General features: G+C 39.1%; 5 protein-coding genes. 1 reads left to right on the forward strand and 4 read right to left on the reverse strand.

What is annotated here, in order from left to right; translation table 11 throughout:
• Nucleotide 1: 1 nt before the first annotated feature.
• The 4 genes from KUA49_RS04760 to KUA49_RS04775 all read right to left on the reverse strand — a co-directional run bounded on the left by KUA49_RS04760 (nt 2) and on the right by KUA49_RS04775 (nt 13,814).
• The gene (locus tag KUA49_RS04760) at nt 2-9,109 is read right to left on the reverse strand and encodes a DEAD/DEAH box helicase (protein WP_218413515.1); all 9,108 of its coding nucleotides are present in this window, start codon (nt 9,107-9,109) and stop codon (nt 2-4) included.
• A 109-nt stretch (nt 9,110-9,218) separates the two neighbouring features.
• Entirely contained in the window at nt 9,219-10,004 is a 786-nt protein-coding gene (locus KUA49_RS04765; protein ID WP_218413516.1) for a UpxY family transcription antiterminator, read from the reverse strand.
• Between the two features lie 241 nt (nt 10,005-10,245).
• Entirely contained in the window at nt 10,246-11,469 is a 1,224-nt protein-coding gene (locus KUA49_RS04770; RefSeq protein ID WP_153093847.1) for a transposase, read from the reverse strand.
• A gap of 212 nt (nt 11,470-11,681) precedes the next feature.
• A complete protein-coding gene (locus KUA49_RS04775) occupies nt 11,682-13,814 on the reverse strand; it encodes a cation:proton antiporter (protein WP_218413384.1) in 2,133 nt (710 codons plus the stop codon).
• Between the two features lie 206 nt (nt 13,815-14,020).
• On the opposite strand from KUA49_RS04775, the gene KUA49_RS04780 reads away from it, so the two are divergent.
• Nucleotides 14,021-15,160 (forward strand): MFS transporter, encoded by a 1,140-nt coding sequence (locus KUA49_RS04780; RefSeq protein ID WP_218413385.1) that lies wholly within the window; start codon nt 14,021-14,023, stop codon nt 15,158-15,160.
• The last annotated feature ends 54 nt before the right edge of the window (nt 15,161-15,214 follow it).

Below are 15,214 nucleotides of genomic sequence, written 5' to 3' on the forward strand. Positions count from 1 at the left end.
TTTATTTGCCATATCCGGCAATGTTAACAATAAATATATAACCTTGCTTTTGGGCATCTTGTGACCATCCTAACGCATAATTAGGATTCCTTCCTGTTTCCTCTTCTGCATGCCTGTCTGCAACAAGTGTATCATCATACGTCCAATAGAAAACGTCGCTGACAAAAAAACCAGTCAATAGTTCTATATCATCTGCTTCCATATGGTGGGCTATACTGCTTCTTCTGGATAATTGACCAACAATGCTTCCATTATGAATAATATTATATGTAGTGAATTGCTGGCCATTTCTGTTCATACCTCTGTAACGTCTAATTTCTACTGGATCATTCTTACGCACATTATATGCGATAGCTTTGTTACCATTAAAATTATATCCAGCATTAAACCCTATATTATAATTATCGAGTCCAACTTTTCTTTCTCTTATTCCCCATTGGTCTTCAAGGCTGGTAAAGCGACGCATGTTTTCAACCGCCTTCTCCCTATTTCCTTTGTATACGAATAGGTATTTTCTTGCACGAGTATATGCAACATATAGTAGTCTTTTCTCTTCTTCTATTTGTTCAATGTCATTAGAGGAGAGTGGGGTAGACTCATCAATATCTTCAGTTGGGTTAAAAGGAAGAGACGTTACCGATGGTGTTATAATGACAGCATCAAACTCCAATCCCTTCACTTTATGCATAGTGGTAAGCACTACATTAAGTTGTTGGTCTAATAATATTCGTCTGTTTTGGAACCGCTTGTCATCATATAACTTATATAGCTGTGGATTATCTTCCTTTAAAGTCTCTCTGATACTATCGGCCATATCCCCATAAGTATGTAATTCCTCATCTGTCGATGCAAAATCAAGATAATCAAGTATTAATACAAATGCAAAATCCATATAGAATGAGTCCCAATTAGGACGTTGACTCATCCAATATGCAATTTTTTCCTTCAATTCATATTCTGTTTGGTTATTCTCCAGTTTGATCTTCTTATTACATTCTTTATCCAGTAGTGTAAGTACAGCATAAATTTCTCGCATTCTATATAACTCACATACAGAAGCACCTTGTATCCTGATTCTAATACCTGGTAGATTAAGGGCTTTTATAAGTGAGTAACCGTGATAGACTTCATTATTCGTTCTGAAGAACACGGCCAAATCAGTGATACCTTGCTCTTTTAACCATTGAACATATCCACCAAAATCGTTTGACCATTCTCTGCTGTCTTGGTAAATATACACATACTCTGATTGTGGTTCGTTTTCTATATTCTTCTTGCATGGAACTGGTACATGAGAAGTTGCTGGTAGATAGCGACTGGCTTCTTTGAGAATCTTTGGATATGAACGATAATTAGTGCTCATTGTCATTTTCTTAGGACTTAAAGTCTTATAAAGCTGTTCATAATAATAATTTGGATCCATAGACTCTTCTTTCTCAAATCCATATATACTTTGATCTTTATCTCCAATTGTAAAGAACGTGAGGTCATTATAGATTTCTTTCAACCCAAACATTGCATTAAGTCTTGTTTGAGTAATATCTTGGAACTCGTCAATAAATACATATTGAAGATCTGGCATTGCTGCTCGAACGTCATTTGGCTTGTTTTTTATCGTTCTAAGTAGTATTCTTTCCCACTCATTCATTTCATGTCCGGAGAGCGCAGTATCTCCGCACACTCTTTTTGCAAGACTGTGGAAAGTGTATACATGTAATTGACTTGCAGAACGACTCAATCCAAGTGACGCGAATAGTTTAGCCAAACGACTTTTTAGCTCAACAACTACAGCCCTGTTATAAGCCAACACTAAGATGCTCTTAGGGTTTACATGTTGATGGTATATTAGTTTTGCACATTTTAATGTCAGGACATGTGTTTTTCCTGATCCAGGGCCTGCTTCTACGTTAACATTTTCATTTGAGTTCTCATTGTAGATGGCCCATTGTTCCGGATTGTCTTGTAATTGTTTTTCCGCTTTTTTTATTGCCGTGGCACGAAGAGCATCCCAGATAGGATCAGATTCTTCATAGTAGTTACTTAATAATGTTTTAAAGTCTTCGGAGTTTTTTAATGAAAAATATGATCCGATCAATTCCTGGAATTCCTGTTTTGAGTGAATCTTCGTTGTAAGAACGTCCATAACGCATAAACGAAGATTTCTGATTTCTATAGCTTCATCAAATGCGACTTTGTCTTGATAATCTTTAGAATCTGGCTCAACGTTCTCTAAAATCACTTCTTCAGAATTGTCAGTTGTATATATCTCAATGCCAGTAGGAAGCAATGCATCCGTGGAGATGTATGCCATTCCATTTAGATATCGTAAAAGGCTCTCGAAATATACGAATCCTTTATTTTCAAATCCCAACTCAACAATAGCATCAGACCAGCGGATTATAGTGCTTTGGCATTTATTGATATATTCCAAGGTTTTCAAACAGTCTGCCTGAAAATCATTTAAAAATTCTTTCCATGTGTCTTTCTCTACTATTACAGATTGAAGAACACATTTTTTCTTTGTATCTATGTATGATTGTACTTTAACATCAGGAATAATCTCCAATAATGATATGACTTGTCTCAGGCGTTTCTTGTATAAATCGTCATGGTATGAATGGGCAATAGATAAGCCTTTATTATTTTGTTTATCATTCTCATTATACCAAGTCATGTATTTTTCTGTAGACTGATTGCCGTCTTCATCGGTCTTAGTGACCTTCTTTACAATTTCTTCTAGGGTATCTGAATCCTTAATGAATTGACGAATATCGGAAAGAGTATAATTCTTTTCGAGTTTTAATCCATTATTCAGCAACAGTGATCTTGTGGCATTCAAAATTATATGAAATGCAACTTCATGTGAATTCCAGTCCATCATGTAGGAAACTTCACTCAGTCTAGTGAACGCAATGTGGCATCGAGTTTCTTGTTCTATTCGAATAATTTTATGTTTCTCGCACCAAATCAAACTGTCTAGCAGTTTGGCTGAAGGCATTGACAGTTTTGCAGCAAGTTTCTGAATGGAGACCTGAATATTTGAATTTTGTTGTTCTGTTTGAATGAATCTCAACTCAGCTAAAATAGCTGTAGCATAAGTGGCGCTACGGGATGTAGAAAGCCTTTTGATTCTTTCTTCTAACGTCTCTTCATTTGAATCTGCTGAATTATTATCAAGAATTGTAATATTAATATGTGCAGGACTCAAATATCCCATCTTGATTCTTCCCATTCGCTCAAGCCAATACTGGCCAATTTTGAAGTCTGTAAAGTCATAATCGAACTGGCCATTTGCCCATAACGTATTTGGAACTACTACAGGATATTCTTTAGTTTTATCAATTGACTGTATTTTTGTAATGTACGAATTAATAGCTACTCTAATCTCCTCAAGATTCTTCCAACTTAAGGTGCTTTGGAGAAGCTGCTCTTTAGCTTTCTTAATATCATCCTTTGAGAACAGACACAAGGTCGGTATAGGATTTGATTCACTAAATCCTGCATCTATATACATTTTTTTATTTCGTCCAGCTCTACCAACTTCCTGAAGATAATCTTCCATTACACTTGGCGGCATCAAATGGACAATATAGTGAATGTTAGGTATATCCATCCCCATACCAAATGCCTTTGTTGCACAAAGTATATATAATGGATCATTGTTATCTTTAAATCTTTTATATGTTTCTTCTCTATCATCGCCATCCATGCCAGCATGGAAATAGCCTATTGCTTGTGTTGACAATTCTTTACTTAAGATTTCTGCCTTGTACAATTCATCCGCTAGAAGCAAAGACATTTCTTCACATTGATTTCTAGTTTTACAGAAAACAAGCATTCGGCTATCTTGAGCTTTGATGTTATTTTTTATGATATAGTCAACGATTTCTTTCAAACGATGAGGTATATCATGAAACACCAATTTAAAGTCCATTTTGATGTGGCTCCTGATAGGATTGTAAATCTTCTTATCATTTTCTTGTCCCAATCGCTTTACAGGAATTACATCATTTATTTGATCGTATATCATGTCGGTTACTGTCGCTGAAAACATTGATATACACATGTCATCGCCATAAGTATCCTTGAACTTCTTACATATTTTTATAACATTTAAATATTCTGGACGGAACTCCATTCCCCATTGTGAAATACAATGCGCTTCATCAAATATCATATACTCAAGTCCATGATCATTTGCCATTCTTGAGGATAAAGCATTTAAGAATGCTCTTGAACGGAAACGCTCAGGAGTTACATAAAGAATCGCTATTTCACCACCATTAATTTTTCTATATATGTTCTTTACTTCTTGGTATGATCTGTCTCCATTTAAGTAATCTACATTGGATATAAAGCCTTTTTCTCCTAGTTCTTTTACCTGATCTTGCATCAATGCCTTCAATGGAGTTACTACAATAGACAGTTTATTTGTATATGCTGAATTATAAAGCGCAGGTCCTTGGAATAAAACGGATTTTCCACCACCTGTAGGTAGTGAGACAAGATAGTTTCCTTGTCTTTTAAGGATATGAGGGATAATCTCCGCTTGAATAGGGCTCCATTTCTTTTCAGGATCATGTTCTGGATTTACTAATATCGAAAAAATAAGGTCTTTAGCCTTTTCAATATCTGAATCATTTTCATAAATGGATGAGCTATCCGTAAAGAAAGTCTTGCAAATATTTAGTGAATCATTAAAATCTTCCTCTTTATTCCATAATTGTTTTACCCTATAAGAAGATACACCCCATACTGCTGAAAGAAAGTGATATTCCTCTAGGAAAGAGTCAAGTACATACATTGTTGATTCAATGCTGTTAGCTTTTATAAAATGATAATAATATTCATATACAGGCCATATAGACAGCAAAATAGACTGGTAAGTATCTTTTGCCGAACCTATTGCAACAGATGTTCCTTTTTCTTTTATACCATCATACAAGAATGATTTGTTAAACTCATTTGTAAGACCATTCCACATCATCATATGTTTCTCAACGGCCAGGTTATCCCACACATAACAATATGGTGTGTCTCTTCGCCAATCAACGATATCAAAGAAATGATTTTTGCTTGTTACAAGCATACCATTTTCATGATGGTCTATCAACTCAAGTTTTCTGACCAAAGAACCATTGTCAGGAATATAGAAACCTAATGTTCTTGCATAAGACACGACATCTTCTATTTCCAGAGAATCTTCTAATAATAGAATTATAGGGCGATGATCTTTATAGAAATGAATGTCTTTAAGTAAAGCCATTTGATAGGCCCAGTAGGTGGCTCTATACCTTGATGTTGCACTGACGCGCTTTTGTAAAGCATCAAATCCTTTGCCATGTCCACTATATACTAAATGTATTGAGTTGTTATTTCCGCTGTCTGTTATCCATGGAATTATTTCTATTGTCACCCCCTCAGAGCCATTGTTCAGTGACTCTAAAATAGAGAAGAAATCATAATTGTAGCTAACGACATACTTGCCTTCTCTAGTTCTCTCAATCCATACGTTAGCAGCTTCCGAAGGTACATCATTAAAAATATTTAGTTTTCGTTCTTCCTTATTTACAGCAATGTAACTGGATGCCCCTAATCGCATAGGGATACTGCTATCATTTAGCCAAAAAACAGAAGGAGAATAATGAGTTGGCAATGAATATTGGTTTACTCGATTTTCAATTTCACAACCAACAAACCAAATATGTTCGTAATTTTTTAGGTTACTATTTTCCCTTAGAAACTCCATGTCTGCACAATCTACATTTCCGGAGCTTTCAATAACGTACTCTTCAAGTAGATTATCAGATAAATAATTGAGCCTAAGATATTGAGCAAGATTTGCTACAACTGGAGTTTTTGACATGGTAACAAATCTATTTAAAAGTGCATTAAGGAAAGTATCGTCAAGAGGTTTCTCATGAAGCATTTTTTTACTAATAGACATGTAATCAATGTCTTCCTGCTTCTGGACAAATTTCATATCCACATATTCAGCAATTCTTGACCATAGACGTTTAGGAGCAATAATTAACCTCTTTGAATCAATATCGTTAATTGCCTTTATACGAGATACAACTTGTTCATCTGTATCAGTAAGAACCTGATAAAAGTTGTCTTCTTTAGAATCCTTGCTAAAGAAATCAGAAAATTCTGGTTGTCTCAAAACATCTAAGATCTCATTAATTTTGGCAGGAAGTAAGTCTTTAAGTTCGCCACACAAAGACACATTCTTTGAGAGTCTATAAAGCTGATTCCAGAATAATCGATCTACCAGTTCTGTATCTTCTTGAGCTGTATGTCCTGTGTGAAGTGCATATGAGTATCTGCAAGGATTTAATAGAATCTCTATTTCTAAAGTGTCCCAAACAAATGCATTTGACTCAAAGCCTTTCTTGCTTAATATACAGCCCAAATCCCACGCTTTGATTCTGTGACCAACAATAATCTCAGTTCCTTTTAATGCACGTAGAAGTGTATTTAGCTGCTCTTCTCCTTGGTACATCTTTGTGCTTTCATCTTTTCTAAAAGCAAATTCCTTAATAGTATCCCCATCTGATTCTAAATCGAAAGCCACATATGGAATTTGTGATTTTAATTTCTTCCATTGTTCACCAATAAACAGATCAAAGAGTTTTGTTGAAGCAAAATACCGAACAACTATGTCTTTTGCATAAGTCTCAGGACATAACTGCAGAATCTTATACTGGTCATCTTCAGATAACTCAATTATAGAATCTCTAAATTTTTCACTATTTATAGATGTAAGGGTTTCAGCAATAGCTTCTTTATCTTCATCATCAATAAAAGATTTCTGACAACTTAGGAGAAATTGACTTACAAATGAAGGCTCTTGCTCATTTATCCAAAGAGGTATAGAATCAAAATCTTCTATTTCATTTAGATTATCTGGATTAGCAGTTAATGCAAATAGTTCAACATACAATTCATCCTTCACTGAGGCAGTGATGGAAATAATATCTGCAGGTTGGTTGTTATTATTAATGCACAAATTGAAAAACGAACGTACCTCTGGCTCTTTGTCTGCTATCAGAGTATTCAGATGTTCTCCTATTTGTGGGTATATATGTCGTACATCTATTCCGTTTAGTATATAATTGTTAATGATGTCGAAATCATTTTGTATAAATCTTCCAGCCAACAGTTTTAGGACTTCTAAATGATGTTGTGGATTATCTAATAACTTAGTAACCAGTTTTTTTGACGTCTCATAGTCAAGCTCATCTATTAAATTTGCTTGTTCTATGAACGCTTTGTCTTTATCTGAAAAATAATAAATCAAGAAAGAAAATGCTTCAGATTCAGATTTTTCCTTGAGAAATTTGTATGCTTCGTTCCAGGGCTTACCTGCGTCATTGTAGATAGAATTATTTTGCGTAATAAGAGAAATTACATAAAGCAGATTCATCGAAAGGCTTGTCGGATTTGCCAATAAAGCATTTAATATGGAAGTATGTGCCGAAATCCAAAGTCTAACTTCTGTTAAGTGCTCTTCTGATGATTTTTCAAGGGATTCAATGGTCTCTGTAAGACATGAAGAAAAATCGAAATCATCAGGTAGTGCCTGTAAGATACTTATATCTTTTTGGGTGAAAATACTATTTTCTACGGTAGCTGTTATTGATTTTATAGCATTACAATAAGTACCATTATCTGATGTGTATGACTTTAACTCTGGCAACAATGCAATTAGTTGTTTAAGCAAATTGCTATCCTGCAGAAATTCTTCAATTATTTGAGAACATTCCACATTGCTATAATTCGATAGATACTCTGCGAAAGTTTCTATTACTATTTCTTTTCCTTCAGGCTTTCTTAGAATCTTGCCTACGACATGGCAGATTACGTCATGATCATGATACGATCCTTTTGAATCTTGCCCTTCTATTTTAGCGAAAATTCCTCTATAAGGAAGAGCTAATAAAAGTCCATTTTTGTCATATGTCAACCAATCACCATTTATAGCTTCACGTCTTCCCCTAAATGTTGATGGATTCATTATAATCCATACATCTTCCTCAGGATAAACCTCTGATTTCCAATTTCTCTCATTGAGATTGAAAGTGTATAATTTGCCGGAAGTATCTTCGTTATTTATGCCAAGAGCGTTAGTGAGAACTTTTCCGAAATTATTAACACGACTATCATAGAATTGAACTATGGCAATATTCTTGTCAAGTTTAAGCTGTTCTTTTTCCTTTGGTTGTTTTGAGCCATGGTCAGCTTTTGGCATAAGTTGACTTGTGATGTCAATTTCAACTAAATGCTTACTGATATCTATACTTATAATGTTACCAGAAATCGTTTTTCCAATTGGATAAGTATATCCGTTCGGAATAGAAGCTTCAACAATGGCACCATTCTGAATTTCGATATATGCACGGCTTTTAGATATCTTTTTAACAATACCTTGAATTTCATTTCCTGTTGCGAACTGATCAATTTGTGATAGTAAAGGGTCATCCAGTAATTGTTTTCTTCCAACTCTCAGTTTTTTCTTTTCTTCTTCATAACCAATAATGGTGACCTCTATTTCCATCCCCTCATACAAAAAGTTATTTATGTCGTCGATATACCCCCATGTGACATCCTTAGTGTATAAGAAAGCAGAAAGTTTTTCAACGGTTACATATGCGCCATGTGGCATAACTCGTTGAACCTTTCCTGTAAATCGCTCGTTTTGATGTGTATTGCCAAATTCTCTTAACTGTGCAATCGTTTCTTCGGAAAGAAGATTTTTGGGGTTCTGTTCTTTCTTTGTCCTATGCTTAGGTCTAGTACTTTGGTTTAATGAACTTAAATCTATTTTACCAAGAACCCTAGGCTCCTTATTAATTTGATTTTCTTTCTTTAACGTGAATATCTTCGGTGCAGATTCGTTTGAATCAATATTACTTTTAGGTATTATCTGTTTATATTTATATTGATGGGTGAATATTGGATCAATTTGTCTAAGTTGCGAATCATCTAATACATACTCTGGGTCTTCAGGTAGTATTACTCCTTTTTCCTTAGCATTTTGAACTATGTCATAGACCATTAGGCCTTTGATATCTGCATATTCTTGTATTGTAATTCTCTGTGCCATATCGGACTTGTTATTTTACTTGTTTATAAACTGTTAATGTATTGTCAATTCTATTTTAAGGTCGCAGGCTAAAAAAAGCTATAACCTTCGAAATCTTTTGTAAAAGAAATCACAATTGTTGAGACTCGGAAGTTTTTGTCTTATCTGTCATACACATACTGATGATCTTATGTTCATTATACATTTCCATTGCCCCATTCGGTATATACGCCGTAGCCACCAAGCATCCATCAAAAAGTTCTACCACCACTCTCTGCTGACCTGCAATCCTTGTCACTCTACCATGTATATCCTTAAACTCACCCTCTGTAATCACGACTTCATCCCCTAACTTATATTTGATATTCTCAGAAGTAACAGGGATAATGTGAGGATTATGTATGGAGGTTAAACGGATGAAATTATCCATAGCAGTATCGGCAATGATTAGAGGAGGATTCTTGGTTGGCGCATTTTCACAATGTGAAGTATGGTCGTAATAGTAACTCAACAAAGCTCTATTTTCAAAAGCCTTGATGTTCTTATCTTGCAAAAGAGAGTCAACTTGCTCTGCTGTTGCATGAACAATCATAAAAGATGAAATAAGAGGCTCCGTGATGATTCGCTTTTTTCCTTGCTTTCTTACCTCTTTATATCGCAAAGGAACATAACATTCCAATCCTTTAGCCTCAACGAATGTTTTTGCTTTGATAATACGCCCATAAGAAACTCTTAATACAAACCATTGCTTGTTTCGTGAAGGCACATTCTCTACCGACACCCCACCTCTGTTCTTTGAAGTGGAGGGCGTACAAGAGGTAAGTCTTGCACTTGGACACGATGAACCTGTGTCAGTAGGTTGCCCATTATACAATGAAGCGTTAGCCGTTAAAGGCTGTTTGATTTTATCTTCCAATGTTATATTCAGAGGTTAGATTAAAAACCGACTGACTTTTCTCTATAAGAATTGCCAAATATTGAACACAAAGGTAAGAAAAAAGATTGAGATTTAAGACTTTTGTAGTGGAAAACTTTGTGCTGAGGGCGCTTTTTAACATTTGACAATGCTTGGCGAGTTTTCCCAGAGAGACGATTGTAAGAAGAAATAAATCATAAGAATCGTTTTGACAATAGTTCGTTAATAATTCAATAATGTGCTAAGCAGCTATACGCTGTAAGCACGAGAGATCTTTGAAAATCTTGCTAATTAAAGTTCGGTTCGGGGTGTACCCGCTTGCTTTAAAAATTCGTTTCACCAGATAAATATTGGTCATCAGTGACTTGAATGAAGACATAGAATATTCCATTCCCATCTCCTTCATAGTTACCTTGGCAACATTTAGTGATGTGAACGAAGCATTGAAAGCAAAATCGAGTTTCCACTTATCGCGAGCCTGGCAGTCCATAAGACCAGTATAGCCTTTGGCGTCACGAAAGCAAAATTCGATCTGGAACCTGGTTCTATAATAAAGAAGTACTTCTTCACCCGAAAGTGAGGTGTCTGTAGAGAAGAATAGTTTCTTCTTGCCATTCGGCATCTGCCAGATGACAAGTCTAACTTTACACCTGAGTGCCTTGGAATAGGCTATCAAAGTATAAGCTGTTCCTTCTATATCTTTCATCTCCATCTTCTCCATTCGAGTGAGGTCAAGATTCTTCATATCAATCTTGCCATCCTTGGTCTTGGGGCGACCACGTTTTCCAGTACGTGGACCAGCATAGACATAAAAGAGACAAGCATTGTCACGAAAGCGGCTTATCAAAGAGAACCCTTCTTTCTTTATCCCATTAACAAATGTACTTGTAGAGAAGTAAGCATCTGCAACTATGAGGGTTGAGAGTTTAAGAAGTTCCTTGCGGTAACGCTTAATGACGCTGATATAGAAATCTACCATAGTCTTGTTTCTAAGACTCAGTTCTTTATTACTTAGCGACTGGTGTGCTTTTAACATCATGCAGTCTTTGGCATCAATATCAATGAGGCCAATACCCATGATTTCGAGACCATGTTTAACAGACTGTGCACATCCCGACCAAAAACGACCGATATGTGGAGTCTTCTTGCCAGCTTTGCTGATGTAGCTGGGATCAATGGCAATAGCCCATCTTCCCTGTTTACCAAAGAAGCGCTTGGCAAGTGAGACATTAAGTTTGAGCCAGTCAATGCTTTTCGACTTTTTTAAGCCGAATGCGTTGCGATAGGTTTGCTCAACATGCGAGCCATACCTCCCCATTTGGGTGAAATTTATCTTTCTTGGTATTACCATGAACAAAATTATCACCTCGATGAGTATTTTCTCGAAACTTTTTGTTAACTTTGCAGCCGAATCTTCAACTGCATCTTTAAAGATATCCATATATTGGTCAAGTCCTGTATTCATATAATTTTGCGTTTGTCGTGATTTGCAAAGTTACTGAAAATCAGCGACTTGACCAACTTTCTATAGTTAAGTTTTCATAAGCATTTCTTAATATAAGTTATTGATTTACAGACGATTAAATATTAATTTAACGCAGTATTGTTTTGATTGTTATACTAAAAAAGGTCGCCAAAATGCTGGCGACCTTTTTTTTAGTATCCTTTGTTTTCTCTTTATTTTCTGAATTTCTTTTTGAACCATTGGTTGAATGCCACGTAGGCACTGATTTCCTCCTGGTGCTGAGGCTCGGCAAATGTCAGTACATTGCCCGATGAATCTCCGTGCTGGTCAGGGAAGATTATCATCAGGTTGGTGCCCGAGAAGAAACGTGTAAGCTCTTCCGGCAATCGCTCCAATGCCGACTTGTGGGAAACGGTTCCCTTTCGGGCTGTTACCACCACAAAGAGATGGTCCTTGCTTATGTGTGAGGCAAGCTGCGGCATCTCGTTCCAATGGTGCATCAGGGTGTAGTCGGCTCTCACTTCATGATGGCGGTTGGTGATGTACTCGTTGATGAGTGCCATCGTCTCCTCCCTGCCATGGAATTGGATGCGGCAATCCAGGTTACCGGCAAGTCGGGCGAGTCGCTCTACCCATCGGTAGAAGCCCGGTTCAAACTCGGCTCTCGATGGTATCGCCACCTGTATTCGGCGGATGGTATTGAGCGGCTGCTTGATGCGCGCCATGATAATCTGACGGCTCAGTCCGTTGAAGAGACTCTGGTGGAACTCTCCCCAGAACTTAGGCGAAACCTCCGGGTGCATGTGCATGCCGATGATGATTTCTGAACACTGGAACTCGTTGAAGGCATGCTTGATGCCGTTGGCAATGTTGGCAGCAATGCGAACTTGTGTCTGTGTCATCACATCCGTGGCTGCGGCAAGCTGACTGCAATGGTCCAGCAGCTGGCGACCCTGTTCCTGCTTGTATCGCATGTCCTTATCATCATATACCACGTTCAGGCAGACCAGTCCTCTGTTCAGTTTCTGGTTTCTCACCAGGAAGGCGAGGCTCATCAGATTATCGGCATATTCTGGATACTTCACAGGTATGAGAATCTTCTCATCGCTAACCTTCTTGGTATCCTCGGCATCTGGAAGCTCCTTGTCGCGGAGGATAATCTTTCTGGAACTCCAGTCGGTGAGCATCGAAGAGATGACGCAGGTGCAGAGAATCATCATTACCACTCCATTCAGCATGTCATCGTTCACCAGATAGGTGTTAGGTCCCACCAGGATGTTCATACCCACCATCACCATGGCGATACTGCCGGCAGCATGGGCAGAAGTCAAACCGAACATCATGTGACCCGATGACAGCGGCAACCGGAATCCGAAGCAGGCGGCATAGGCTGCAATGGCTTTTCCCAAGGTTCCGAAGAACACGATGCAGAAGATGACCCACAGAATATGACCGCCCTGGAAGAGCAGTCCCACGTTGATGAGCATGCCCACACCTATCAGAAAGTAAGGGATGAAGAGTGCATTGCCCGTAAACTCCAGTCGGTTCATCAGCGGAGAAACGTGCGGGATATACCTGTTTAATATAAGACCTGCGAAGAAGGCACCGAACACGCCCTCGATGCCCACCATCTGCGAGAGAGCCGCACTCATGAAGAGCATCGCCATCACGAAGATAAACTGCATCACGGAATCGCTGTACCGGCGCAGGAACCATCTCGTTAATCTAGGAATCAGGAAAATCATGACTCCGCAGTAAGCTGCAAACTTGGCGGCGAAGAAAAGCCAGAAGAGAACGCCGTCGTGCTTGGAGAACGAGGCGACGAGACCCGCCAGCATGATGAGCGCTATCAGCAGCGAAAGCATACTGGAACCCACACTCAGCGTGACGCTCGGCTTCTGCTGCAATCCGAATCGGGAAACGATAGGGTAGGCTATCAGGGTGTTGGAAGCCATGATGCAACTCAGCAGGAAGGAAGCCTTGAGGGAATAATGCAGCAGCCAGATGCTCATGCCGAAGGTGAGGAAGAAGGGGATGAAGCAGGTGAGCAGACCATAGATGATGAGCCGCAACTTGTTTTTCTTCATGCCTTCCATGTCCATCTCTAGGGCTGCGAGAAACATGATGTAATAAAGTCCCACCTTTCCGAAGAGTTCGAACGAGGCATCTCGTTCCAGGATGTTCAGTCCGTATTTGCCCACGAGGATACCCGCCAGCACCATTCCGATGATGTGGGGAATTCTGAGTTTACCCATGATGATGGGGGCAAAGAGGATGATGAGGAGCACTACGAAGAAGATCAACGTAGGGTCGGTAATCGGGAAGTATTGGGCAATATTTATCATTGGCTTTCTTCTTTTTATTAGTTATGTTGAAAGAGGGATTCCGGCATCCGCCATCACCCCTCTTCTTTCGTTTTTGAGTGCAAAATTACGAATAATTCTTGAAAGAGCAAAGTTTTTGCCCTCTTATCCTTTCATTGTGGAGATATTTTTGTAATTTTGCACCCCGAAAACAAATATATAAGATAAAAAGAATTAGGATAGCACATATGAAAAAAGGATTGTTTGCTCTCGCCCTGGGTACCTTTACTCTGGGTATGGCAGAGTTTATTATCGAGGGAATCCTCACCGATGTGGCGCACGATATGAACGTGTCCATCCCTCAGGCTGGTCATCTCATCTCCATCTATGCGCTGGGCGTTTGCGCCGGTGCCTTTTCTCTTATCTTGATGCATAAGTACCGCCCCAAGAAGATTCTCCTGTTTCTCACTTCGCTGGTTACACTGGGTGCCGTCATTGCAACGATTGCCCCAAGCTACTGGCTTTTGCTCTGTGCCCGATTTGTTCAGGGACTTCCTCATGGTGCCTACTTCGGCACGGGTACCATCGTGGCTGTGAAGATGGCAAAGGAGGGCAAGGGAACCAAGGCGGTGGCGATGATGTGTGCCGGTATGCCTTTTGCCAACCTGATGGGTGTTCCGCTGGGCACCTTTCTGAGTCATGCCTTCTCCTGGCGAGTACCTTTCCTGATGTCGGTGGCGTTGGGAGTCATTACGCTTTATATGATTTACAAGTGGGTTCCTGATGTAGAGGCTTTGCCTAACAAGGGCATGAAGGCGCAGTTCAGATTCATGCGCAATCTGGCTCCGTGGCTTATCATCGCCGCCACCTTCCTGGGCAATGGCGGTATTCTCTGCTGGTTCAGTTATATCTCACCGCTTTTGCAGATAGATGGCGGATTCCATGCGGCATCAATCTCTGTACTGATGATACTTGCCGGTTTGGGAATGGTGGTAGGAAACCAGCTGAGTGCCTTGCTGGCAGATAGGTTCAAGCCGGGTCGCTTTACCTGTTGCCTTCAGTTTCTGGCTGCTGCAGCCTTGCTTGCCACCTTCTTCTTCTCGTACAATGGCTGGGTATCGGCAGCGATGATGTTCATCAGTTGTGCCTGCCTTTTCGGTATCGGTTCGCCAGAGCAGTTTCTCATCGTGAAGCACAGCGAGGGAGGCGAGATGCTGGGCGGTTGCTGCATCCAGGCAGCGTTCAATCTGGGCAATGCCCTGGGTGCCTTCTTGGGCGGAATCCCTGTGGCGATGGGATTGGGATATAATTATCCTGCGCTCATCGGTGTGCCGATGGCATTGGCTGGAGCCGTTTGTCTTCTGGTGTTTCATCGTAAATACGAGTAAACTTCCCCTTGAGATATACTCATTCCTCCTTCCTTTATTGGTAGAGACTCCTCG

The organism is Segatella copri (genome assembly GCF_019249655.2).
Taxonomy (GTDB): Bacteria; Bacteroidota; Bacteroidia; order Bacteroidales; family Bacteroidaceae; genus Prevotella.